Here is a 24,035-nt window from a genome sequence, read left to right on the forward strand (position 1 = left end):
CCGTCTGAACCCCTGGCGCTCGCGCCCTTTCCCAACCCCCAGCCCGCGGCCCGTGCCCCACGCAGACCTCCTCCTCACCGGCGGAGTCGTCTACGCGGGGCCGGGCCGCGGTGCTGCTCCCGCGGGTTCTGCGGCGGAGGCGTCTGCGGGGGGCGACGTTCCGCAGGCGCTCGAGGTCGCCGTCGTCGACGGGCGCATCGTCGCCATCGGGGCCGACCTCGCTGACTGGCGCGGCCCCGGCACGGTCGTGCACGATCTCGCGGGCGGGATGCTGCATGCCGGCTTCGTTGACGCGCACATCCACCCCATCCAGGGCGGCCTCGAACGGCTCGGCTGCGACCTGAGTTCCGGCGCTACCGCGACCGACTACGGCCGGATCATCCAGCGCTACGCGACCTTGAACCCGCCGCGCGGCTGCGACGCCTCCCGCGCGTGGATCACCGGCGGCGGCTGGGCGATGAGCGCCTTCCCCGGCGGCACGCCGACCGCGGCCGTGCTCGACGAGATCGAGCCGATCCGGCCCGTGTTCCTCTACAACCGCGACCACCACGGCGCCTGGGCCAACTCGGCCGCCCTCGCGCTCGCCGGCATCACGGCCGAGACCCCCGACCCGGCCGACGGCCGCATCGAGCGCCTGCCCGACGGCCGCCCGAGCGGCACCCTGCACGAGGGCGCCGCGGCCCTCGTCGCCGCTGTCGCCCCCGCCGCGACGCCCGACGACGAGTACGCCGCCCTGCTCGAGGCGCAGCGCTACGCCCTCAGCCTCGGCATCACGGGATGGCAGGACGCGATCGTGGGCGACTACTTCGGCGCGAGCGACACGGCGCTCGTCTACCGCCGGGCGCTCGCCGAGGGGCGCCTCGCCGTCGACGTGGTGGGCGCCCTGTGGTGGGACAGGGCTCGCGGGGTCGAGCAGCTGCCCGAGCTTGTCGCGCGCCGCGAGCGGCACGCGGCCGAGCTCGGGCCCGACTCCCGCTTCAGGCTCAGCGCCGTCAAGATCATGGCCGACGGGGTGGTCGAGAACGGCACCGCGGCGATGCTCGACCCGTACCTCGGGGCGGTGGCCTCGGAGGAGCATCCCGCCGGCATCGCCTTCGTCGGCGGGCGGGCGCTCGTCGACGCGATCGTCGCCATCGACGCCGCCGGCTTCTCGGCGCACGTGCACGCCATCGGCGACCGCGCCGTGCGCGAGGCCCTCGAGGGGTTCGCCGCCGCCCGCGCCGCGAACGGCTGGGCGACGCCCGGGCGGCACTGCATCGCGCACCTGCAGGTCGTGCACCCCGACGACGTGCCGCGGTTCGCCGAGCTCGGCGTCGTCGCCAACGCGCAGGCGCTGTGGGCGGCGAACGAGCCGCAGATGCGCGAGCTCACCGTGCCCGTGCTCGGCGCCGAGCGGGCGGCGCACCAGTACCCTTTCGCCTCGATCGCGCGGGCGATAGTGCCGTTCGCGGGCGCCGATGCGGGGCGGGATGCTCCGCCGGGGCTCGCCGCGGGCAGCGACTGGCCCGTCAGCACCCCCGACCCGTGGCAGGCCATCCACGTGGCGGTGAACCGGCAGCACCCGGAGAGCGACGCCGACTTCGACCCCGAGCCCCTGCTGCCGCACGAGGCGCTCGCGGTCGCCGAGGCCCTCGACGCGTACACGGCCGGGTCGGCATGGCTCAACGGGCGGGGGCTCTCCGACTCGGGGGTCGCGGCGCCGAGCGGCGTCATCGCCGTGGGCGCGGTGGCCGACCTGGCCGCGACCGACCGCGACCCCTTCGCGGGGCCGGCGGCGAGCATCCACTCGACCCGCACGGTGGCGACCTGGGTCGCGGGTCGCCGCGTCATCGGCGGATAGAAGGGACGCGTTTCTCATGTGACCACGTCGACGTCACCCGGGCCAGGACGATCAGGGCGACGGCGGCGCGTGCCGTCCGCTCACTGGCCGGAAACGCGAGCGCCGAAAGCTGCGATCTGCCGGCCGGACGCTCACCGAGCGCAACTCGAGCTCAATCGAGGACGCGGTATAGAGAGATCGTCCCCTTGGTGTCAAGCAGCGAATCGGCGAGGTCGTCAGGTCCCAGAACGTAGTCGCGAGACTCCACGAGCTCCAGTCGATCGGCATACTCCTCTGCCCAATCGAGCACGCATGAGGAGTCGGTCAGGATCCAGCCCGTGCCCGACTGCTCCGCCGCCTCGAAGTCGAACTGCCCGTCGAGTCGAGACTGGACGATCGCAGCGACCGCCTCATACTCGTCGGGCCACGCCATCCCGAGGTGGTAGTAAGCGATGCGGGCGCTGCTGCTGACTTTCGTCGTGCGAGGGTCGATGCAGGGGTCAACGGCGATGAGCGCGTCCTCACGATCCTGCGCCGCCGACGCGAGATCGGCCTGCGCCCGCTCCCGCTCTGTGCTCGGATTCCAGACCGCTCTCAGGCGCTCGTCGGTGGCGTACGACCAGAAGTCCGGAGCTGTCGCGCCTGCGGCGATCAGGGTGACCCCAGCGAGCACGGTGACCGCTCGACGGTGGGTGCGCAGGCCGTCAGCCGCCTCCGACCGGCGAATCAGACGGGGCACGCGGCCGAGCATGCGCGAGAGCCCCAAAGCGATCGCCACGAGGGCCAGCAAGTAAGTGTTGATCCACAGGCGGTACGGCTCGGCGTTCGCGCCCCATAAGTCGTTCACGGAGACGAGGATCATCGTGAAGGCGAGCCCAGCACCGCCGCCGATGAGGGCCGATTGCCTGCGCCACAGCCCGTATACCGCGATCGCCAGCAGCCCGACGGCGGCGACCCCGGAGGCGGCGATGGTCCGCCAGAAGATGATGCCGAGGTCGACATTGGATGCGGTGCGGAAGGTGAGGAACGGATCTCCCGCCGCGACGCCGAGCATTGTGATGACGATCTGGGGCGCCGCGAAGATGACGGCGATCGCGCCCACGAGTGCTAGGCGCCCCCGCGTGGTGACGGCTAGCGCCAGCAGGCCCGGCACGAAGGGAAGGAGCCCGAACATCAGCGTCGGGAGCTGCCCGGTCGCGGCAGACACGGCAGGTCCGAGGATGAAGACCAGGATGGTGGCGACGGCGGTCGCGACGAGCAGTGGCACGCTGCGCCGACGATGGATCTCGATCGCCGCCAGGATGCCGCCGATCGCGTAGATCGACGCGAGGAACGAATAGGTCTGGAAGTTCGCGAGCGAGCCGATGGCGGCGGCGCTGGCCGCGGAGGTGATCCATCGGGCTCGCGGGCTCGCGGGGCGCAGCCACGCCATCGCGAGTGCCGCGAGGACGATCCCCCCGATGCACAGGCCCGCGGCTTCGGCATTCAGCGAGAACAGCGCGAGGAATGGGCCCCACAGCACGGCGTGGGACTGCAGAGGGATCGACCAATCGCCCGGGAAGAAAACCCACGCGAAGTTGCCGACGAGAAAGGGAAGGGGGGCGAGCAACGCCATCCACGTCCGCCGCGAGATCACTGCCATGGCGATGCCCAGGACGAACACCATGGCGAACTGCAAGGTCAGAGCGGTGCCGTTCCACGCCTGGACCGGGTGGAGATCAAACGTTCGAGCCACGAGACCGACAGCCGTGTAGTAGGCACGCGGGTAGGTGTTCGACCCGGTCTCGGTATCGGGCTCGAGGGCGTTTATCCGCCCGTCGGCGACGTTCGACACCATGCTGAGATAGCCGAGCTGGTCGTGTGCGAACCACACTCTCAGCGAGCCCAGACCGGTCGAGAGGATGGTCCAGGACTGGAGGAGCGTGTGGGAAACGCCCGCGATCGCCGCGAACATCGCGAGCTGCACTCGGCGATTGCTCGTGAATGACCGCATGGTGGTCAAGACTACCGACCGTTCCGTTCGCGTCGGACCGGCGCCTATCCTTCGAGCGCCTTGCGGATGCGCGGCACCGAGATCGGCCCGTGCGCGCCGAGCGGCTGCGCGAAGAGCGAGATGCGCAGCTCCTCGAGCATCCAGCGGGCCGTGACGAGGCGGGCCGGGGCGTCGGAGGGCAGCGGAAGCGTGCCGCCCGCGCGGGTCAGCAGCTCGGTCGCCTGCTGCACCTCGGCGCCCGCGGTGCGGTCGCGGCCGACGTTCTCGGCGAGGCGCTCGACGCGGTGCGTGATGCCGCCGAGGTAGGTGACGAGGCGGGGGAGCCGCTCGAGGCCGGTGCGGCTGACGAAGCCGTCGAAGACGAGGGCGTTCAGCTGCTCGCGCGCGTCGGCGAGCGGCGCCATGAGCGCGAGCGAGGAGGCGCGGCCGATCGCGACGTCGGCCTCGCGGGCGGCGGCGAGGATGCGCGCCGTCGTGCCGACGACGCGGAACAGGCGGTCGGGCAGGCCAGCGTTGACGCGGTCGCGGAGGGCCTCGAAGGCGGCCCGGTCGAAAGGTATTCCTCCGGCGGCATCCAGTTCGGCATCGACCGCGGCCCGCAGCGCATCGTCGATGAGTGCCGCCGTCGAGCGGTACGGCGAGGCCGCGAGGGTGAGCTTCTCGGTGTGGGTGAGGTGCTGCTGGATGTACGACAGCGGCGAGGGCACGCCGAGCTGCACGAGTCGGCGCACGCCGGCGCGGTGGGCGCGCTCCTGGTCGGCGGCGGTGGCGTGCAGGCGCACCCCGACCGTCGACCCCTCGTCGACGAGGGCCGGGAAGGCCCGGATGGTGGTGTCGCCGCGGCGAGCATCCAGCAGGCGGGGGAGGGTGCCCGCCGGTCCGCCCGCGCCCGCCCCGATCTCGTCGGTCCAGGCGGTGAGGCCGCCGCGCTCGATCGGGCTCTTCGCGACGGCGGTGGCGACGCGGGCGACCGAGTCGCGCGTGCGCTCCTTGAGCTTCGACTGCAGGGCGGTCAGGTCGGTGCCGCGCGCGAGCCGGCCGCCGCGGTCGTCGACCACGGCATAGCCCATCCGAAGGTGCGAGGGCAGGCGCGTGAGGTCGAAGTCGTCGGGCTCGACCGGCGTGAACGTCTGCCGGCGGATCTCACGCGCGAGGAACTCCGTGATCGACAGCTCGCGCAGGTCGGCGCCCTCGGGCACGGCGGCGAGCAGCTTATGCGCCCAGTCGTTCGCGGGCACGACGTTGCGGCGGATCGCCTTCGGCAGCGACTTCAGCAGCGCCGCGACGAGCTCGTGCCGCAGGCCGGGCACCAGCCAGTCGAAGCCGGCGGTGTCGAGGCGCGGCAGCAGCGGCAGGGGCACGGTGACGGTGACGCCGTCGTCGGCCGCTCCGGGCTCGAAGCGGTAGCCGACGCTGAGCGTCTGATCGCCGAGCGTGAGGCGGGTCGGGTAGGCGCCCTCGTCGTGCTCGGGCAGCTGCTCGGGCTCCACGAGGTCGTCCCGGCTGAGGGTGAGCAGGTCGGGATGCTCCTGCCGGGCATCCCGCCACCACCGCTCGAAGCGGCGCACGTCGGTGACGTCCTGCGGGATGCGCGCATCGAAGAAGTCGACGATGCGCTCGTCGTCGAGCAGGATGTCGCGGCGCCGCGCGCGCTCCTCCAGCTGCTCGAGCTCGCGCCGCACCCGGCTGTTCTCTCGCAGGAACGCCGTGAGGCGCTTGTCCATGCGCGAGACGTCCCAGTCGCCCTCGACGAGCGCGTGGCGGATGAACAGGTGCCGCGCGTGGGCCGGATCGGTGCGCGAGAGCTGCACGCGGCGGCGCGGCACGATGGGCACGCCGAAGAGGGTGACGCGCTCGTCGGCGACGGCGGCGCCCTGGCGCTTCTCCCAGCGCGGTTCGCCGAATTGGCGCTTCACGAGGTCGCCCGCGAGCGGCTCGGCCCAGGCGGGGTCGATGACGGCGACGGTGCGCGCGAAGAGCCGGCTGGTCTCGACGAGCTCGGCGGCCATGACGGCGGTGGGCTGCTTCTTCGCGAGGCCCGAGCCGGGGAAGAGCACGAAGCGGCGTTGGCGGGCGCCGAGGTAGTCGCGCTTCTCGGCGTCCTTGATGCCGATGTGGCTGAGGAGGCCGGCGAGCAGCGAGCGGTGGATGGCGTCGGCGTCGGTCGAGGGGCCCCCGACGGTGAGCCGCAGCTGCTTCGCCTGCCTCGTCAGCTGGCGGTAGACGTCCTGCCACTCGCGGATGCGCAGGTAGTTGAGGTACTCGCCGCGCACCTCCTTGCGGAACTGGTTGCCGCTGAGCTCCTTCTGCCGTTCCTGCAGGTGGTTCCAGAGGTTCAGCAGGGTGATGAAGTCGCTCGTGGGGTCGCGGAAGCGGTTGTGCAGAGCGTCCGCCTGCTCGCGCTTCTCGACGGGGCGCTCACGCGGATCCTGGATGGAGAGCCCCGCGACGATCGCCATGACCTCGCGCGCGACGCCGTGCTTGCCGGCCTCGACGACCATGCGGCCGTAGCGGGGGTCGAGCGGCAGCTGCGCGATGTCGCGGCCGACGCGGGTGATGCGGTTCTCACCGTCCTTCTGGGTCACGGCGTTGAGCTCGAGCAGCAGCTCGAGGCCGTCCTTGATGCCGCGCTTGTCGGGCGGCTGCAGGAACGGGAACCGCTCGATGTCGCCGAGCCCGAGCGAGATCATCTGCAGGATGACCGCCGCGAGGTTCGTGCGCAGGATCTCGGGGTCGGTGTACTCGGGCCGCTTCTCGTAGTCGAGCTGCGAGTACAGCCGGATGGCGATGCCGTCGCTCGTGCGCCCGGAGCGCCCCGAGCGCTGGTTGGCGCTCGCCTGCGAGATCGGCTCGATGGGCAGCCGCTGCACCTTCGCCCGCGCGGAGTACCGGCTGATGCGGGCGGTTCCGGTGTCGACGACGTAGCGGATGCCCGGCACGGTGAGGCTCGTCTCGGCGACGTTCGTCGCCAGCACGATGCGGCGCCGCACGCCGCCGGGGGCGCGCTCGAAGACCCGGTGCTGCTCGGCCGCGCTGAGCCGGCCGTAGAGCGGCAGCACCTCGGTGGCGGCGCCGCGGGCACCCTGGCGCTGCAGGTGCCCGCGCAGGGCATCCGCCGCGTCGCGGATCTCGTTCTCGCCGCTGAAGAAGACGAGCACATCGCCGTCGCCCTCGCGGCCGAGCTCGTCGACCGCGGCGATGACGCCCTCGATCATGTCGATCGCGTCGCCCGGGGTGGCGGGGCCGTCGGTGTCGGCGTCGTCGTCGGCGTCGGCGCTGCCGCCCGGGTCGACCACGTCGGGCACGAGCGGCCGGTACCGCACTTCGACGGGGAAGGTGCGCCCGCTGACCTCGATGATCGGCGCGGGGCGGCCGTCGGGCTCGGCGAAGTGCGCGGCGAAGCTCTCGGGGTCGATCGTCGCGCTCGTGATGACGACCTTGAGGTCGGGGCGACGGGGGAGGAGCTGCTTGAGGTAGCCGAGCAGGAAGTCGATGGTGAGGCTGCGCTCGTGCGCCTCGTCGATGATGATGGCGTCGTAGTTCTCGAGCTGCCGGTCGCCGCGGAGGGCGGCGAGCAGGATGCCGTCAGTCATGAGGGTGACGCGGGTGTCGCGGCCGACCTGGTCGGTGAAGCGCACCTTGTAGCCGACGAGCCCGCCGAGCCCGCTGCCGAGCTCCTCGGCGACGCGCTCGGCGATGGTGCGCGCGGCGATGCGGCGCGGCTGGGTGTGCGCGATGCGCTCGCGCCCGAGCTCGAGCAGGATCTTCGGCAGCTGCGTCGTCTTGCCCGACCCGGTCTCGCCCGCGACGATGACGACCTGGTGGTCGCGGATGGCGGCGGCGATGTCGTCGCGCCGCTGCGACACCGGCAGGTCAGGGGGGTACCTGATCTGCAGGGTCGGGATGCGCGGCGCGGGGCCGCTCTCGGGCGCAGTCATGAGCATTCCAGTCTACGCCGGGCTTCCCGGGGCGGCGGCCGGGCGGAGCCGCCCGCCCTTCGCCCGCCCCCCGCTCCGCCCAGTCCCGCCCGGCTCCGCTCGGTTGGCCCACTCCGGACGGGGCCACACTTTCCTCCTCGGCTATGTGCGCTCAAGGCTCCGGAGCCTTGAGCGCACATTCGCTGAGGGGAAACTCCCGCCCCAGAGCAGTGACCGGCGCTTCGCGTGGTGGGCGGAGTACCCGTCGCTTGCTCCGACTTCGCGACCGGCGCGTCTGGACGACGCCGTGCGCTCCTGACTCCTCCCCGCGGCGCATCGATACCCGCGGTCCACCGATTCCGACCACCCCTCCCGACGGTCGCGGGCGCACGGGCAGACTCGCGCCATGTCCCACGCCGCCGTCCTCGCGCTGCTCGGCAACCCCGTCCGCTGGCGCATCGTCGAGCTGCTCGCCAGCGGGCCCTCCACTGCGGGGGAGATCGCCGACGAGATCGGGTCGAGCTTCCGGATCGCCCGCGAGAGCGCATCGAGGCACCTGCAGCTGCTCGCGCGGGCAGGGCTCATCGAGTGCGAGCGCGACGCGACCGCGCGGCTCTACCGGCTCAGCCCGCGGCTCATCGGCGCGCTGCAGGCGCTCGTCGACCGGCTCGTCGAACTGCGCGAACCCGCGCGGTACGACGACCTCGGCACCGAGGCCAGCGCCGGGCTCGAACCCGCGCCGCACCCCGACGACCTCGACGACGAGGGCTGCTGGTGTATACGAAAGTCGCACGAACTGGCGCCGATATCGACGCGAGCGTCGCCAATGTATACATTGGGAGGGTGGTAGCGAGCGAGGGGACGATGCGCGAGACGAGCGCGCGCGCAACCGCCGGCGGCGGGGAGTTCGCCGCGCGCGCCGAGAGCTCCGCCGTGCGCGTCCACCGCGCGCTCCGCGCCGAGATCATCGAGGGCGTGCTGGCCCCCGGCGCATCCCTCACCGAGACCGAGCAGGCCGCCCGCCTCGGCGTCAGCCGCACCCCCGTGCGCGAAGCGCTCGCCCGGCTCGTCGCCGACGGCCTCGTGACCGAACGCGGACCCCGCACCCTCGTCGTCAGCAGCATCGACGCCGACGACGTCATCGCCCTCTTCACCCTGCGGCGCGCGCTCGACGAGCAGTCCGCCCGCGTCGCCGCCGAGCACGCCGACGCGGCCCAGCGCAGCACCCTCCGCGCGCTCGCCGCCCGCTTCGCCGCCGTCGACCCCGCCGCCCTCGCCGCCGCAGACGACGACGGACGCCACGGCTACTACGCCCTCGTCGCCGAGTTCGACGCCGCCGTCGACGACGCCACCGCGCACAGCCCCTACCTCGCCGCCGCCACGGCGGGCGCCCGAGTGCACCTCGCCCGCGTGCGCCGCCTCGCCCGCGACGACGACGAGCGCCTCGCCGCCTCCGCCCGAGAGCACGCCGCCATCGCCGACGCCATCGCCGACGGCGACGCCGAACGGGCCGCCCACGCCACGCACCTGCACCTGCACCACGCCCTCACGAGCATCCTCAGCCACCTCGGCCAAACCCGAACGAACGCGACGAAGGAGACCCCATGAAGACCCACCCCCTGCGCGTCTACAAGAGCACCGAAGAGCTGCCCGTCGCCGAGCAGCTCGCCGGCAAGCTTGCCGCGCTCGCCGCCGACACCGCGCGGCCCCTCGACGAGCGGGCCATCGACATGGTCATCAACCGCGTCATCGACAACGCCAGCGTCGCCGCCGCGAGCATCCACCGTGCCCCCGTCATCGCCGCCCGCACGCAGGCCGAAGCCCACCCCTACCGGCCCGGCGCCACCGTCTTCGGCACCGCCGCCGACGCCCGGTACAGCCCCGAATGGGCCGCCTGGGCCAACGGCGTCGCCGTGCGCGAGCTCGACTACCACGACACCTTCCTCGCGGCCGACTACTCGCACCCCGGCGACAACATCCCGCCCATCCTCGCGGTCGCCCAGCACGCGGGCCGCAGCGGCGCCGAGCTGCTGCGGGGCATCCTCACCGGCTACGAGATCCAGATCGACCTCGTCAAGGCCATCTGCCTGCACGAGCACAAGATCGACCACGTCGCCCACCTCGGCCCCAGCGCCGCCGCCGGCATCGGCACCCTCCTCGGCCTCGACGAGGCGACCATCTTCCAGGCCATCGGCCAGGCCCTCCACACCACCACCGCCACGCGCCAGTCGCGCAAGGGCGAGATCTCGACCTGGAAGGCGCACGCCCCCGCCTTCGCCGGCAAGATGGCCGTCGAAGCGGTCGACCGGGCCATGCGCGGCCAGACCAGCCCCAGCCCCATCTACGAGGGCGAGGACGGCGTCATCGCCTGGATGCTCGGCGGCCCCGAGGCCCGCTACGAGGTGCCCCTGCCCGAGGCGGGCGAGCCGCTCGTCGCCATCCTCGACTCGTACACGAAGGAGCACTCGGCCGAGTACCAGGCCCAGGCCTGGATCGACCTCGCCCGCCGCCTCGGCACGGCCCGCCCCGAGCTGCGCGACCCCGCGAACATCGCGAGCATCGTGCTGCACACCAGCCACCACACCCACTACGTCATCGGCTCGGGTGCGGGCGACCCGCAGAAGTACGACCCCACCGCCAGCCGCGAGACGCTCGACCACTCCATCCCGTACATCGTCGCCGTCGCGCTGCAGGACGGCGGCTGGCACCACGTCGACTCCTACGCGCCCGAACGCGCCGCCCGACCCGACACGGTCGCCCTGTGGCAGAAGATCACCACGACGGAGGACGCCGAGTGGACCCGCCGGTACCACTCGCTCGACATCGCCGAGAAGGCCTTCGGCGGCCGCATCGAGATCGAGCTCGTGACCGGCGAGCGGGTGGTCGACGAGATCGCCGTCGCCGACGCGCACCCCCTCGGCGCGCGGCCCTTCGGGCGAGCGGAGTACGTGGCGAAGTTCCGCATGCTCGCGGAGGGCATCCTGGCCGCGGAGGAGATCGAGCGGTTCCTCGACGTCGCCCAGCGCCTGCCCGAGCTCACCGCCGCCGAGCTCGGCGGCCTCACGATCACGCCGCCCACGGCCCTGCCCACGAGCGCGAAGGGGATCTTCTGATGCTGTCCACCTCCACCACGCCCACCGAGCGGCGCCGCGCGTTCCGCGCCGGCCTCGCCAGCAGCACCCTGCAGATCCTGCCCGGGGCGTTCACGCCGCTGAGCGTGCGGCTCATCCAGGAGAAGGGCTTCCACGGCGCCTACATCTCCGGCGCCGTCATGGCCGCCGAGCTGGGCCTGCCCGACATCGGCCTCACGACGCTCACCGAGGTCGCGCAGCGCGCCCACCAGATCAGCCGCATGAGCGACCTGCCGACCCTCGTCGACGCCGACACCGGCTTCGGCGAGCCGATGAACGTCGCCCGCACCGTGCACGAGCTCGAAGATGCGGGCGTCGCCGGCCTGCACATCGAGGACCAGGTCAACCCGAAGCGCTGCGGCCACCTCGACGGCAAGCAGGTCGTCGACGGCCAGACCGCGGTGCAACGCATCAAGGCGGCGGTGGATGCGCGCCGCGACGACCAGCTCGTGATCATGGCGCGCACCGACATCCGCGGGGTCGAGGGCCTCACGGCCGCGACCGAGCGGGCCAAGGCGCTCGTCGACGCGGGCGCCGACGCGATCTTCCCCGAGGCCATGGGCACGCTCGAGGAGTTCGCGGCCATGCGCGCGGCCGTCGACGTGCCGATCCTCGCCAACATGACCGAGTTCGGCAAGAGCCGGCTGTTCACGCACGCCGAGCTCGCCGACGTCGGCGTCGACCTCGTGATCCACCCCGTCTCGCTGCTGCGCATCGCCTTCGGCGCGATCGAGCGGGGGCTGGACGCCCTGCTCGAGACCGGAACGCTCGACGGCGAGGTCGAGGGCATGCAGACTCGAGGCAGGCTCTACGAGCTGCTCGACTACGAGGCCTACAACTCGTTCGACTCGAGCATCTTCACCTACACCGGCCGCTAGGCCCCCCGCACGCCCCCGAAGCCCGCACCGCCTCGCGAAGGAGCACCCCCATGACCGAAGAGATCCGCAAGGGCCTGGCCGGCGTCGTCGTCGACCGCACCGCCGTGTCGAAGGTGAACCCCGAGACCAACTCGCTGCTGTACCGCGGCTACCCCGTGCAGCAGCTCGCCGAGCGCTGCACCTTCGAGGAGGTCGCCTACCTGCTGTGGCACGGCGAGCTGCCGACCGATGCCCAGGCGCTCGAGTTCCAGGAGCTCGAGCGCTCGCTCCGGCCCCTCGACGGGACCGTCAAGGCCGCGATCGACGCGCTCCCGCTCGAGGCGCACCCGATGGACGTCGTGCGGACGGCTGTGAGCGTGCTCGGAGCCCTCGACGGCACGCTGCAGACCGATCGCACGTGGATCGATCGCGACCTCACGCAGGAGCGCAGCATCCGCCTGTTCGCCCAGCTGCCGGCGATCGTCGCCTACGCCCAGCGGCGCCTGCGCGGCGAGCACCCCGTCGAGCCCCGTGACGACCTCGCGTACTCGGCGAACTTCCTGCACATGACCTTCGGCGAGGTGCCCGAGAAGGTCGTCGTCGACGCCTTCGACGTGTCGATGATCCTGTACGCCGAGCACTCCTTCAACGCCTCGACCTTCACCGCGCGGGTCATCGCCTCGACGCTGAGCGACGTCTACTCGGCCGTCACGGGCGCGATCGGCGCCCTCAAGGGCCCCCTGCACGGCGGCGCGAACGAGGCCGTGCAGCACGTCTTCGAGGAGGTCGGCGAGGCCGCGGGTGCGCAGGCGTGGCTGGATGCCGCGCTCGCCGACAAGCGCAAGATCATGGGCTTCGGGCACCGCGTCTACAAGAACGGCGATTCGCGGGTGCCCACGATGAAGCAGGCGCTCGGCACCCTCGTCGAGCACTACGACCGGCCCGAGGTGCTCGCGCTGTACGAGGCGCTCGAGCAGGCGATGGAGTCGGCGAAGAGCATCAAGCCGAACCTCGACTACCCCTCCGGCCCGGCGTACAACCTCATGGGGTTCGACACCGAGATCTTCACGCCGCTGTTCATCGCCGCGCGCATCACGGGCTGGACGGCGCACGTCATGGAGCAGCTCGCCGCCAACGCGCTCATCCGCCCGCTGAGCCTCTACGACGGGCCCGAGGAGCGCGAGGTGCCGCGCGCCTGAGCGCGGCATCCTGATCGTCGCCTGAATGCGCGCCGAGGGTGCGGGGGCAGGATGGAGTCATGACTGACCCGATCCCCACCCCGCACCTGACCCTCAACGACGGCCGCACCATCCCGCAGCTCGGGCTCGGCGTGTTCCTCGTCGACCCCGACGAGGCGGAGCGCATCGTCACCGACGCCCTCGAGGCGGGCTACCGCCACATCGACACGGCGATGATCTACAAGAACGAGGAGGGCGTCGGCCGCGCCATCGCGAAGTCGGGCGTGCCGCGCGAGGAGCTGTTCATCACCACCAAGCTCTGGAACAGCGACCAGGGAACCGACTCGGCCCGCGCCGCCCTCGACCTCTCGCTGCAGAAGCTGCAGCTCGACTACGTCGACCTCTACCTGATCCACTGGCCCTCGCCCAAGTACGGCAAGCACGTCGAGTCGTGGCAGACGCTCGTCGAGCTGCGCGAGTCCGGCAAGGCCCGCTCGATCGGCGTCTCGAACTTCATGCAGCAGCACCTCGAGGACATCGACGCGGCGACCGGCGTCGTGCCCGTCGTCAACCAGATCGAGCTGCACCCGGCGTTCCAGCAGCGCGCGCTGCGGGCCTTCCAGGAGCCGCGCGGCACCCTCACCGAGTCGTGGGGCCCCCTCGGCCAGGGCAAGTACGAGCTCGCCGAGCTGCCCGGCCTCGCCGAGATCGCCGAGCGCCACGGCAAGAGCGTGCAGCAGGTCGCCATCCGCTGGCACCTGCAGGAGGGCCTCATCGTGTTCCCGAAGACGACGAAGAAGGAGCGCATGGTGCAGAACGCCGACGTCTTCGACTTCGAGCTCTCGGCCGAGGAGATGGCGACGATCGCCGCCGCCGACAAGGATCTGCGGGTCGGCGCGCACCCGGACAACACCGACTTCTAGGGGGTCGGGCGGCTACAGCGCGAGCTCGACGCGCTCGCCGAGGGGCGTCGCCGCGAGGAGCGGCCCGCCGGCGGGCGACTCGAGGCCGGCGAACTCGCGCTCCACGGCGGCGCGATCCTCGCTGAAGTGCTGCCACTGGTCCACGTGCAGCGCCACGACGCGGTGCGCGCCGAGGGCTTCGGCAGCCGCGCGGGCGTCGGCGGCGGTGAGCGTGAGGGCGGCGTCGATGGCGTCGACGCGGGCGGCTCCGGCGAACAGGAGCGCAGCATCCACGCGCCCGTGACGGGCGGCGATGCCCTCGACGACCGCGACGGAGGAGTTGTCGCCCGAGATGTAGACCGTGGGATGCCCGGGCGCCTCGAGCAGGAACCCGCAGACCGGCCCGAGCCGGCTCTGCAGCTCCTCCGGCCCGTGCTGGGCGGGCAGCGCGTGCAGCCGCGCGCCGGCCGGAGCCCGCCCCGCCACCTCGGAGCCGACGAGCGCGGCGTCGTCGAGCTCGACCACCTCGTCGTCGGCGGCGCCGATGACGCGCGCCGCCGCGGCGACCGCGCCGCCCTCGCCGTCGGCGTGCGCGAGCGCGGCCGCGCCGGCGGGCGTCGTGACGACGAGCGCCAGGCTCAGCGCGAGCGCGCGCCCCGACTCGTCGAGGTTGTCGGGGTGGTGGTGGTGCGAGACGAGGGCGAGGTCGAGCCGGCCGAGATCGGCGGCGGCGATCGCCGGGCCGGCCGTCTTGACGAGCGCGTCGTCGCCCTCGCCGTAGGAGCGCGGGGCGTCGAAGGTCGGGTCGGTGACGATGCGCAGCCCGCCCCACTCGAGCACCGCGGTGGGGCCGCCGATGACGGTGACGGCGAGGGCGGGCGGGGTGGTCGTGGAGGCGTCGCTCATAGGCTGACCGTATGGCATCCAGGCTCGAGAACGCCGTCAGCCCGTACCTGCACTCGCACGCCGGCAACCCCGTCGACTGGTGGCCGTGGGGCGAGGAGGCCTTCGCCGAGGCGCGTCGGCGCGACGCTCCGGTCATGGTGTCGATCGGCTACGCGACGTGCCACTGGTGCCACGTCATGGCCCGCGAGACCTTCGCCGATGCGGCGGTGGGGCAGTGGCTCGCCGAGCGGGTCGTCAGCGTCAAGGTCGATCGGGAGGAGCATCCCGAGGTCGACGCCGCCTACATGGCCGCCGCCGGCGCCTTCACCGAGCAGCTCGGGTGGCCGCTCACCGTCTTCGTCACGCCCGAGGGGCGGGCCTTCTACGCCGCCACGTACCTGCCGCCGCAGCCCGTGCAGGGCATGCCGTCCTTCCGCGACGTCGTCGACGCGGTCGTCACGGCCTGGCACGAGCGGCGCGACGAGGTGCTGCAGAGCGCCGCCGGCCTGCAGGATGCCCTGCGCGCCGCCGGCGCCCGCCCCACGAGCCCGTTGCCGCCCGCCGATGAGCTCACCGCCGCCCTCGCCCGCGCCACCGCCGAGCTCGCCGGCCACGAGGACGCCGCGCACGGCGGGTTCGGAGGGGCGCCGAAGTTCCCCGTCGCCCCCGCCCTGCTCATGCTGCACGGCCGCGGGCTCGAGGGCGATGCCGGGGCCGCCGCGCTCGCCGCCCGCACCCTCGCCGCGATCGCCGCGAGCGACCTGCGCGATCCCGTCGAGGGCGGCTTCTTCCGCTACGCGACCCGCCGCGACTGGAGCGAGCCGCACTACGAGCGCATGCTCAACGACAACGCGCTGCTGCTCGAGCTCGCCGCGCGCCTCGGCGACCGCGCGACCGCGGCGGGCGTCGTCGAGTTTCTGCGCGACGTCATGCGCGTCGAGGGCGGCTTCGCCTCGGGGCAGGACAGCGAGAGCCTCATCGACGGCGAGCGGAACGAGGGCGGCTACTACGCGCTCGACGCGGAGGGGCGGACGGCGCAGCCGGCTCCGCCCCTCGACGAGAAGGTGCTCACGGCGTGGAACGGGCTCGCGGTCGGGGCGCTCGCCGTCGCCTCGCGCCTGCTCGACGAGCCGGGGTGGGCGGCGCTCGCCGCGGAGGTCGCCGATGAGCTCGTCGCCGCGCACGTGCGGCACGACGACGCGGGCGCGCTGCGGCTGGTGCGGGCGAGCCGCGCGGGGCGGGCATCCACCGCCGCGGCGACCCTCGAGGACACGGGGGATCTCGCCGTCGGGCTGCTCGAGCTCGCGATCACCACCGGGGACGAGCGGTACGCCGTCACCGCCCGCGCGATCGTCGACGCCTGCCTCGATGCGGGCGAGGCGGTCGGCTCACCCGCGGCGCTGCCGGGCGGCGGCGACCCCGTGCTCGCCGCGCAGGGCCTCGCGACGATCGACGACGTCAACGAGGGCTCGGCGCCGAGCGGATCGGCCGCGATCGCGCGCGCCGCCCTGCTGCTGCACCGCCTCACCGCCGTCGACCGCTACCGCGCGGTCGCCGAGGCGCTCGTCGCCGCGCAGCTGCCCGCCGCGCTCGAGCGGCCCATCGCCTTCGGCTCGACGCTGCAGCTCGCCTCGGCGCTCGCAGCGCCGTCGCGGCAGCTCGTCGTCGTGGCGCCGGACGGCGCGGGCGCGGACGGCCCGCTGGTCGCCCACGCGCGGGCTCAGCAGGGCGACGGGATGCTCGCCCTCGCCCTCCCGCACGCCCGGGCCGCGGCGTGGGCGGCCGCGGGGTTCGAGCTGCTCGAGGGCCGCGCGCCGGTCGAGGGCCGCACGGCCGCGTACCCCTGCACCGACTTCGTCTGCCGGCTGCCCGTCACGAGCGTCGAGCGGCTGCAGACGGCGGGCGGGTGAGGCGCGGGGCATCCCGATCGTGCGATCCGGGATGCCCCGCAGCGGTCACTCCTCGTCCGCGGGCTCCTCCTCCGTGCGGTCGGCGATCGTGCCGGTCGCCTCCCACTCGGCCGCGAGCTCCTCGACCTCGTCGAGCGGCACGGGCGACCACGGCGAGCTGTCGGGATCGGCGGCGTAGGCCTCGGGGCTGTCGCCCTGGTTCCACCACTTCGACTCGTAGGGGATGCCGTCGAAGAGGATGCGCTGACCCTTGTCGTAGACGTCGATGCCCTGCCACTCGGGGTAGACGCCCTCGGGCAGCGTCACGGCCTCCTGCGGCTTCTCGCCCTCGAGCACGGGGCCGATGAGCGTCCACGGCACCTCCCACTCGTTGAGCACGGGGTTGTCGGGCAGCTCGCCGCGGGTCCACCACTTGGCCTCGTAGACGTTGCGGTACCAGACCACCTTGCTGCCGGCGAGGTACGCGTTGTCCTCGTCCCAGATCGGGTACGGGCTGGTCTCCGGGTCGTCGATGAAGTCGGCGGGGTCGCGCGGCTCGGGGGTCGTGACGAGGCCGGCGACGTCGTCGAGTCGACCGGTGAACCCCTCCGAGAGCAGGTCGGCGAACCGCAGGTCGCCCTGCGGCACGCCCGAGCAGGCGTCGCTCACGCGGCTGAGGTCGACGTAGTTCGGCCCGCACTGCACGTCGCGGTTGAGCGACCAGACCGACATGCGGCCGATGCCCTGCTCCACCGCCCAGGCGTTGAGCTCCTCGGCATCCTTCGTCGTGAAGACCTCGTCGACGACGTCGTTCTGGCCGAGCATCGGCGTCGCGCCGATCTTGCGCCACAGCGTCGCCGAGCCGAGCTCGATGTCGGCGAGCTCGTAGATGATGCCGAGCTGGCGGTGCGTGGCCTGCAGGGCGCGGATCGAGGCGTCGGCCATCGACTCGCCCTCCTCCTTCGCCTCGCCGTAGTTCATCGTCATGACGTTGACGCCCGCGACGTCGACGCCCGCCTCGATCATCTGCTGCACGAAGGTCGTGCCGTCCTCGGTGAGGCCCGAGGGGATGACCGGCAGGGTGAGCCACACGGCGAGGTCGTCGCCGGCCTCGCGGCGGCGCTCCTGCAGCGTGGCGATCGCCTCGGCGCGGCGCTGGCCGGCGACCGCGTCGGTGAGGTTCTCGCCCTCGATGTCGAGGTCGATCGTCGACACGTCGTAGCGCTCGAGCACCTGGTCGTAGGCGCGGACGAGCTCGGCCGGGTTGGTGCACACGGTCGCGAGCTCGTCGTTCAGCAGGCCGCCGAACGAGATCGACAGGTCCGCTCCGAGCTGCTCGACCCGCGCGAGGCGCCGGTCGAGATCGAGCTCGGCCGCGGCCTCGTCGAGGTCGTAGGCGGTGCCCCAGGTGGGCGTGCACGGCTCGTCGGGGTCGGCGACGATGAACGAGAGCACGATGTCGCGCGCCGCGGTCTCCTCGACGTCCTCGAAGGCGAACACGGGGGTCGCGGTCGCGTCGACGTAGCCGGCGAACCACGGGTCCTGGTTCTCGAGCGTGGATGCTCCCGCCCAGTTCTGCATGGAGATGAAGCCCCAGAAGCCGATCGCGGTGGCGAGAAGCATGGCGAGCAGCAGCCGCCAGGGGGAGAGGCGGCGTCCGTCGCGCCAGAGGATGCTGGTGGCGGCGGCGCGCATCAGGAGGCCTTCCGCTCGGTCGAGCCGGCGAGCGCCGGAGCGGGGCTGTCGGCGGCGTGGTCGTGGATCGCCCCGTGGTAGAGCACGGTGCGCCAGTCGGCGGCGGCCTCGACGGCGGCGGTCGCGGGAGCGCCCGCGCCGCTCTTCGGCTTGGCGTACAGCCAGTTGGTGAGGCCGTAGAAGATGTCGACGAGCGAGCTGCCGACGCCGATGTAGGCGATGACGGCGGCGAGCGCGAGGATCGCGTTGAAGCCCGCGAAGGCCGCGTTGCCCCAGTTCTCGGCCTGCACGTCGCGCCAGAGCGTGAACACCGAGAAGGCGATGATCAGGTACGGCGCCAGCACGTAGAGCAGCGGCGTCGTGGTGCGGTTGCGCACCTTCGGAGTGCGGGCGAACGGGATCTTCTTCGAGGTGATGGCCTGCTCGATCGACTTGATCACGCCGGCGAGGTTCACCGGCAGCAGGATGAGGTTGAAGCCGTAGATGCGCAGCACGTCGCTGGCCTTGTAGCCGGCGTAGCGCAGGTCGCTCGCCATGGCGATGAAGTACGGCAGGGCCGCGAGCAGCACCATGGGGCTGAGCAGGCGGCTGTCGTACGGGTACGCGAGCAGGAAGACGAGGCCGAAGCTGGCCCAGGCGATCGAGCTCATGTAGTTCATGCGCAGCAGGATCTCGGTCTTGGTCACGCGCTCGCCGCGGGCCTTGCGCTCGCGGATCTGCCGGAAGTACTTGGGCAGGATGAGCAGGCCGCCGTTGGCCCAGCGGCGGCGCTGGATGACGAGCGAGCCGAAGTCGGGCGGCGTCGCCGAGTAGCTGAGGCGCTCGGGGTAGTTGACGAGGCTCCAGCCGTGGGTGCCGAGGTCGATGCTCGACTCGGTGTCCTCGATGACGGTGCGGTCCTGCACGTAGCGCTTGATCGTGAAGCCGCCGCTCGTCTCGATCTGCACGATGTCGTCGAGGGCGCGCTTGCGGATGACGGCGTTCGCGCCGACCCAGAAGGTGGCGTTGTGGTGCGAGAACCCCTGGTGGAGGATGTGCTGGATGTCGGTCGTGGCGGCCGCGAGGCGCTCGATGCGGGTGCTCGCGCCGCGGTACGAGGAGTACGGCGTCTGCGTCACGGCGACGCGCGCGTTCTCGGGCTGCTCCATCGAGTGCACGAGGCGCAGGCAGTAGTCGCGCAGCAGCATCGAGTCGGCGTCGAGCGTCAGCAGGTAGTCGCTGTCGGGGATGACGAGGTCGGCCGGCTGCCCGAACGAGACGGCGCGCAGCACGGTGCCGTCGGGGGTCTCGTCGTAGGCGTAGGAGCCGCCCATGAGACCGATGTACGCGTTGAGGTTCATCGCCTTGTTGGCCTCGTGCGAGAGCCCGGCGTACTGCTTGCGCTCGAAGACGTCGACCTCGGCGGTGAAGGTCCAGGCGAGGCGGCGCATGAGGTGCACGGCGTGGGCAGCGCTCAGCGCGTAGCCCTCCTCGTTCGCGCTCTCCAGGGCGTCGGCGGTGATGGCGAGCTCGTGCCGCAGCCCGCCGAGCACCTGCTCGACGAAGAAGACGTCGACGTGATCGGAGACGGTGTGCTGCGCGATCCGCTGGTCGACCCAGCGCACGGCCCACCGGAAGTGGCCGATGACCTCGGCCGTCTCGGCGTCGTCGAGGTCGTCGGTGCCGGCGACCTCGCGCTGCAGCAGGGCATCCCGGAACCGCGCGCCCGGCAGGTGGAGCGCGTCGGTGATCGCGCCGGAGAGGGCGCGGGTGGCGTCGAGGCGCTCGGCGACGGCGGCGTCGGTGGGGTGGGGCGGGTCGTCGACGAGGAGGACGATGCGCAGGTTGGGGTACTCCTGCAGCGCGGCCGACCAGAGGGTCGTCGCGACCACGTCGGGCTCCTCGGCGTACGACGGCACGAGCACCGTCATGGAGGTGGAGCGGTCGGCGAAGTGGCGGTCGAGCTCGGCGCGGGGCGTGCGCACGTGGGCGCGGAACCGCTGCAGCGCCCCGTGGCGCGCCACGAGGTACATGAGGGCGGAGAAGGTCAGGAAGGTGACGACGACCACGTACGAGATCGCCTGCGTGGTGAAGGCGAAGCTCTGGGTGCCGTTGTTGAGGAACTCGGCGATGACCGTGTAGACGACGTAGAGCACCCAGAACGCCACGGTCGCGACGATGGCGACGCGGGCGAGCGCGATGCGGCGGTCGCTCGGGCGCGGGTGCACGATCGGCAGCGGCTCGGTGCGCTTCTCGGCGCCCCACTGGCGCTTGCGGGTGCTGGGGAGGGTTTTCGGGCGCGCCGGAACGGCGGGTGATGAGGGCATGGGGAGTGTCCTTCTCGTCGCGGCCTCATCGCATTTCGGGTGGCGATGAGAAGTCGGGTGGCAGACCACGACTCCAGAACAGTACTCCTCACCGTGAGGATTTCGCGAACCCTAAACGGGGTACAAATTGTCCCCACTATGGCTGACACGGCGTGCCAGATAGTGAAAACGGTTCAGCGCACCTGCTTCTTCGCGCTGATGACCCCCGTGTCGAATCCCATGAGGTGCAGGCCGCCGTGGAACCGGGCGTGCTCGACCTTGATGCAGCGGTCCATGACGACCGTGAGGCCCTGCGATTCGCCGTACCGCGCAGCCTCCTCGTTCCAGATGCCGAGCTGCACCCAGACGGTCGAGGCGCCGATCGCGAGCACGTCGTCGATGACGGAGGGGATGTCGCTCGCCTTGCGGAACACGTCGACGATGTCGGGCACCTCGGGCAGCGAGGCGAGGTCGGGGTAGGCCTTCTGGCCGAGGATCTCGGTGGCGTTCGGGTTGACGAAGTACACCCGGTAGTCGCTCGACTGCTGCAGGTAGGTGCCGACGAAGTACGAGCTGCGCGCCGGGTTCGGCGAGGCGCCGACGATCGCGATGCTGCCGGCACGGCGCAGGATGCCCAGCCGCTCCTTCGCGGAGGGCCCCACCCAGGTGCGCTGCGACTTCAGCAGCTTCGCCAGGGGCGAGCTCGACGGGATCGCGCAGGTCAGCCCGTTGGCGAGGGTGACGGTCTCGGTGCTGCTGCCGGGGGCTGTCGCGCTCATGCCGCCGCCGCCTTCTGCGCCGCATCCAGCGCCTGATCGAGGTCGTGGATGATGTCCTCGACGTCCTCGATGCCCACCGAGAGCCGCACGAGCCCCGGGCCGATCCCCGAGTCGAGCAGCTGCTGCTCGGTCAGCTGGGCATGGGTCGTCGAGCCCGGATGGATGATGAGGGTCTTCGCGTCGCCGATGTTGGCGAGGTGGCTCGCGAGCTGCACGTTCTCGATGAGGGCCTCGCCCGCGGCGCGGCCGCCGACGACGTCGAAGCTGAACACCGAGCTCGGCCCGATCGGCAGGTACTGCTGCGCGCGCTCGTGATGGCGGTGCGAGGGCAGCCCCGCCCAGCGCACGGCCTCGACGCGCGAGTCGGCGTCGAGCCACTCGGCGACGACGCGGGCGTTGTCGACGTGGGCCTGCATGCGGTACGGCAGGGTCTCGACGCCCTGCGCGAGCAGGAAGGCCGAGTGCGGGGCGAGCGCCGGGCCGATGTCTCGCAGCTGCTCGGCGCGCAGGCGGGTGAGGAACGAGTACTCGCCGAAGTTGCCGTACCAGGTGAGCCCGCCGTAGTGCGGCACGGTCTGCTCGAACAGCGGGAAGTTGTGGTTCGACCAGTCGAAGCGACCCGACTCGACGACGACGCCGCCGAGGGTCGTGCCGTGCCCGCCGAGGAACTTGGTGGCCGAGTGCACGACGATGTCGGCGCCCCACTCGATCGGGCGGCACAGGTAGGGGGTGGCGACGGTCGAGTCGATGACGAGCGGCAGGTCGGCCGCGTGCGCGACGTCGGCGAGCCCGGCGATGTCGGCGATGTCGCCGGAGGGGTTGGCGATCGTCTCGGCGAAGACGAGCTTGGTGCGGCCGGGGATGATCGAGGCGGCGTAGTCGGCCGGGTCGTCGCTCGCGACGAAGGTCGTCTCGACGCCGAAGCGGCGCAGCGTCACGTCGAGCTGCGTGATCGAGCCGCCGTACAGGTTAGAGGAGGCGACGATGTGGTCGCCGGCGCCCGCGAGCGAGGCGAAGGTGACGAACTGCGCGCTGAGCCCGCTCGAGGTGGCGACGGCGCCGAGCCCGCCCTCGAGGCTCGCGATGCGCTCCTCGAAGCTCGCGACGGTCGGGTTCGACAGGCGGCTGTAGACGTTGCCGTACTTCTGCAGCGCGAACCGCGCAGCGGCGTCCTGCGCGTCGTCGAAGACGAAGGCGCTCGACTGGTAGATCGGCAGGGCGCGCGCGCCCGTCGCCGAGTCGGGAACGTTGCCCGCGTGCAGTGCGCGCGTGCGGAATCCGTAGTCGCGGTCGGCCATGCCGCCAGGCTAGGGCGCGCCGCCGATCGCGGGCCGTGCATCCCGTCACAAACCGTAAAGGGCGCGGGATGCCGCGCTCGCGCGCCCCGTCCGGATCCGTCGCGCGGGGGAGGCGCCGCCGCGCCGCCCGCTCCTACCCTGGTCGCATGACCGATGCCGCCGCGACCCACCCCCGGCCGAACCCCGAGCCCTCCCCGCGGCCCGAGCGCCGCCCCTCCGCTCCGACCCCGCGCTCGGCGCGCGCGCTCGCGCCGGACGTCGCGCGCGGCCTCGTGCTGCTCGGCATCGCGCTCGCGAACGTGCCCTTCTGGCTGTACGGCGTCGAGCAGGGCATCCTCTTCAAGCCGCTCGGTGACACCGCCGACCAGGTGACGAACGCGGTCGTCGCGCTGCTCGCCGACAATCGCTCGTACCCGCTGTTCGCCCTGCTGTACGGCTACGGGATCACGCAGATCCTGCTGCGCGAGCAGGCGGCCGGATCGCCGTGGCCCGCCGTGCGCGGGCTGCTCGTGCGCCGCAACCTCTGGGTGCTCGCCTTCGGCGCCGTGCACGGCGTGCTGCTGTTCTTCGGCGACGTGCTCGGCACCTACGGGCTGCTCGGGCTGCTGCTCGTGCTGCTCGTCCGGGCCTCCGGCCGCTGGCTGGCGATCATCGGCTGGGTCAGCTTCGGGATGCTCGTGCTCTTCTCCGCCGTCGAGGGTGCGGCGAGCCTCATCGCCGAGATGACCCCCGGCGCCCCGCTCACCGGCCTGAGCGCCGGCGCCGACACCTACCTCGCCGCGACCGGGCTGCGCGCGCTGGAGTGGGGCGCGAACGTGCTCGGCACGGCCTTCGGCGGATTCGTGCTGATGCTGCCGACGATGGTGCTCGGCGTGTGGGCCGCCCGGTACCGGGTGCTCGAGAACCCCGAGCCGCATCGGCGCCGGCTGGCGATGATCGCGGGTCTGGGCATCCCGCTCTCGCTGCTCGGAGCCCTGCCGGCCGCGCTCGTACTGCTCGGCGTGCTCGAGGGCGGCATCCTGCTCGACCCGCTCTTCGCGCTGCTGCACGGCGGCACCGGGCCGATCGGCGCGGTGGCCTACCTGGCGCTCATCGCCCTCGTCGTCGAGCGGGTGCGGGCGCCGGGTGCGCGGCCCGGCCCGATCAGCCGCGGCTTCGCGGCCCTCGGCAAGCGCTCGCTGACCGGCTACCTGCTGCAGTCGGTGATCTTCATCCTCGTGTTCCCGGCGTACGCGCTGGGCCTCGGCGGCATCGTCGGCGCCGCCGAGGCGACCCAGGTGGCCGTGCTCGCGTGGCTCGCCTCGCTCGTGCTCGCGATCGCGCTCGAGGCGGTCGACAAGCCGGGGCCCGCCGAGGCGCTGCTGCGCCGGCTCGTCTACGGGCGGCGCCGCCCCGCCGCCTGAGCCG

General features: G+C 72.4%; 16 protein-coding genes. 9 read left to right on the plus strand and 7 right to left on the minus strand.

The annotated features are described in order from the left end of the window. Positions 1-52 precede the first annotated feature (52 nt). Positions 53-1,840 (plus strand): amidohydrolase, encoded by a 1,788-nt coding sequence (locus HGB54_RS03020; RefSeq protein ID WP_168915141.1) that lies wholly within the window; start codon positions 53-55, stop codon positions 1,838-1,840. Between the two features lie 151 nt (positions 1,841-1,991). Here the strand turns inward: HGB54_RS03020 and HGB54_RS03025 are convergent, their stop codons facing one another. Both HGB54_RS03025 and hrpA read right to left on the minus strand, forming a co-directional pair. Next, the gene (locus HGB54_RS03025; protein WP_168915142.1) at positions 1,992-3,821 is read right to left on the minus strand and encodes a hypothetical protein; all 1,830 of its coding nucleotides are present in this window, start codon (positions 3,819-3,821) and stop codon (positions 1,992-1,994) included. A gap of 35 nt (positions 3,822-3,856) precedes the next feature. Beyond that, positions 3,857-7,750 carry an ATP-dependent RNA helicase HrpA gene (gene hrpA / locus HGB54_RS03030; protein WP_168915143.1) on the minus strand — a complete coding sequence of 1,298 codons (3,894 nt, stop codon included), beginning with the start codon at positions 7,748-7,750 and terminating at the stop codon, positions 3,857-3,859. A gap of 385 nt (positions 7,751-8,135) precedes the next feature. Here hrpA and HGB54_RS03035 point away from each other — a divergent pair, with 385 nt between their 5' ends. Genes HGB54_RS03035 through HGB54_RS03060 form a run of 6 tightly spaced genes read left to right on the plus strand, consistent with a single transcriptional unit; the run spans position 8,136 to position 13,818 of the window. Next, complete coding sequence (locus HGB54_RS03035; RefSeq protein ID WP_168915144.1) at positions 8,136-8,579, plus strand: ArsR/SmtB family transcription factor; 444 nt, start codon at positions 8,136-8,138, stop codon at positions 8,577-8,579. After that, entirely contained in the window at positions 8,573-9,337 is a 765-nt protein-coding gene (locus tag HGB54_RS03040) for a GntR family transcriptional regulator (protein ID WP_228545907.1), read from the plus strand. Before HGB54_RS03035 ends, HGB54_RS03040 begins: the two co-directional genes overlap by 7 nt. Beyond that, on the plus strand, positions 9,334-10,842 hold the full coding sequence (locus HGB54_RS03045) for an MmgE/PrpD family protein (RefSeq protein ID WP_168915145.1): 1,509 nt from the start codon (positions 9,334-9,336) through the stop codon (positions 10,840-10,842). Before HGB54_RS03040 ends, HGB54_RS03045 begins: the two co-directional genes overlap by 4 nt. Continuing rightward, a complete protein-coding gene (gene prpB, locus HGB54_RS03050; protein WP_168915146.1) occupies positions 10,842-11,738 on the plus strand; it encodes a methylisocitrate lyase in 897 nt (298 codons plus the stop codon). The genes HGB54_RS03045 and prpB overlap by 1 nt, the downstream gene beginning before the upstream one ends. Before the next feature lie 50 nt (positions 11,739-11,788). Next, positions 11,789-12,916, plus strand: coding sequence for a bifunctional 2-methylcitrate synthase/citrate synthase (locus tag HGB54_RS03055; protein WP_168915147.1), 1,128 nt, complete (start codon positions 11,789-11,791; stop codon positions 12,914-12,916). Between the two features lie 59 nt (positions 12,917-12,975). Then, positions 12,976-13,818, plus strand: a complete 843-nt coding sequence (locus tag HGB54_RS03060) for an aldo/keto reductase (RefSeq protein ID WP_228545908.1) — start codon at positions 12,976-12,978, stop codon at positions 13,816-13,818. 12 nt (positions 13,819-13,830) lie between these two features. Here the strand turns inward: HGB54_RS03060 and HGB54_RS03065 are convergent, their stop codons facing one another. After that, positions 13,831-14,703: an MBL fold metallo-hydrolase gene (locus HGB54_RS03065; protein ID WP_168915148.1), complete on the minus strand. Its 873-nt coding sequence runs from the start codon at positions 14,701-14,703 to the stop codon at positions 13,831-13,833. 11 nt (positions 14,704-14,714) lie between these two features. Here HGB54_RS03065 and HGB54_RS03070 point away from each other — a divergent pair, with 11 nt between their 5' ends. Further along, positions 14,715-16,592 (plus strand): thioredoxin domain-containing protein, encoded by a 1,878-nt coding sequence (locus HGB54_RS03070; RefSeq protein ID WP_168915149.1) that lies wholly within the window; start codon positions 14,715-14,717, stop codon positions 16,590-16,592. Between the two features lie 45 nt (positions 16,593-16,637). Here the strand turns inward: HGB54_RS03070 and HGB54_RS03075 are convergent, their stop codons facing one another. The 4 genes from HGB54_RS03075 to HGB54_RS03090 form a co-directional block, all read right to left on the minus strand. Then, positions 16,638-18,266: a chitinase gene (locus tag HGB54_RS03075; protein WP_168915150.1), complete on the minus strand. Its 1,629-nt coding sequence runs from the start codon at positions 18,264-18,266 to the stop codon at positions 16,638-16,640. Continuing rightward, positions 18,266-20,572 carry a glycosyltransferase family 2 protein gene (locus HGB54_RS03080; protein WP_168915151.1) on the minus strand — a complete coding sequence of 769 codons (2,307 nt, stop codon included), beginning with the start codon at positions 20,570-20,572 and terminating at the stop codon, positions 18,266-18,268. Before HGB54_RS03080 ends, HGB54_RS03075 begins: the two co-directional genes overlap by 1 nt. Before the next feature lie 173 nt (positions 20,573-20,745). Then, positions 20,746-21,330: a CoA-binding protein gene (locus HGB54_RS03085; protein ID WP_168915152.1), complete on the minus strand. Its 585-nt coding sequence runs from the start codon at positions 21,328-21,330 to the stop codon at positions 20,746-20,748. Then, entirely contained in the window at positions 21,327-22,628 is a 1,302-nt protein-coding gene (locus tag HGB54_RS03090) for an O-acetylhomoserine aminocarboxypropyltransferase/cysteine synthase family protein (protein WP_168915153.1), read from the minus strand. Before HGB54_RS03090 ends, HGB54_RS03085 begins: the two co-directional genes overlap by 4 nt. Before the next feature lie 146 nt (positions 22,629-22,774). On the opposite strand from HGB54_RS03090, the gene HGB54_RS03095 reads away from it, so the two are divergent. Beyond that, positions 22,775-24,031: a DUF418 domain-containing protein gene (locus HGB54_RS03095; RefSeq protein WP_168915154.1), complete on the plus strand. Its 1,257-nt coding sequence runs from the start codon at positions 22,775-22,777 to the stop codon at positions 24,029-24,031. The last annotated feature ends 4 nt before the right edge of the window (positions 24,032-24,035 follow it).

Origin of the sequence: Microcella flavibacter (genome assembly GCF_012530535.1) — a bacterium.
Taxonomy (GTDB): domain Bacteria; phylum Actinomycetota; class Actinomycetes; order Actinomycetales; family Microbacteriaceae; genus Microcella; species Microcella flavibacter.

What these genes read in the sequence shown, in the direction of transcription:
- HGB54_RS03085 (WP_168915152.1), bottom strand. Translation starts at nt 21,330, where the DNA reads ATGAGCGCGACAGCCCCCGGCAGCAGCACCGAGACCGTCACCCTCGCC.
- HGB54_RS03090 (WP_168915153.1), bottom strand. Translation starts at nt 22,628, where the DNA reads ATGGCCGACCGCGACTACGGATTCCGCACGCGCGCACTGCACGCGGGC.
- HGB54_RS03035 (WP_168915144.1), top strand. Translation starts at nt 8,136, where the DNA reads ATGTCCCACGCCGCCGTCCTCGCGCTGCTCGGCAACCCCGTCCGCTGG.
- HGB54_RS03060 (WP_228545908.1), top strand. Translation starts at nt 12,976, where the DNA reads ATGACTGACCCGATCCCCACCCCGCACCTGACCCTCAACGACGGCCGC.
- HGB54_RS03045 (WP_168915145.1), top strand. Translation starts at nt 9,334, where the DNA reads ATGAAGACCCACCCCCTGCGCGTCTACAAGAGCACCGAAGAGCTGCCC.
- HGB54_RS03070 (WP_168915149.1), top strand. Translation starts at nt 14,715, where the DNA reads ATGGCATCCAGGCTCGAGAACGCCGTCAGCCCGTACCTGCACTCGCAC.
- HGB54_RS03065 (WP_168915148.1), bottom strand. Translation starts at nt 14,703, where the DNA reads ATGAGCGACGCCTCCACGACCACCCCGCCCGCCCTCGCCGTCACCGTC.
- prpB (WP_168915146.1), top strand. Translation starts at nt 10,842, where the DNA reads ATGCTGTCCACCTCCACCACGCCCACCGAGCGGCGCCGCGCGTTCCGC.
- HGB54_RS03075 (WP_168915150.1), bottom strand. Translation starts at nt 18,266, where the DNA reads ATGCGCGCCGCCGCCACCAGCATCCTCTGGCGCGACGGACGCCGCCTC.
- HGB54_RS03080 (WP_168915151.1), bottom strand. Translation starts at nt 20,572, where the DNA reads ATGCCCTCATCACCCGCCGTTCCGGCGCGCCCGAAAACCCTCCCCAGC.
- HGB54_RS03095 (WP_168915154.1), top strand. Translation starts at nt 22,775, where the DNA reads ATGACCGATGCCGCCGCGACCCACCCCCGGCCGAACCCCGAGCCCTCC.
- hrpA (WP_168915143.1), bottom strand. Translation starts at nt 7,750, where the DNA reads ATGACTGCGCCCGAGAGCGGCCCCGCGCCGCGCATCCCGACCCTGCAG.
- HGB54_RS03055 (WP_168915147.1), top strand. Translation starts at nt 11,789, where the DNA reads ATGACCGAAGAGATCCGCAAGGGCCTGGCCGGCGTCGTCGTCGACCGC.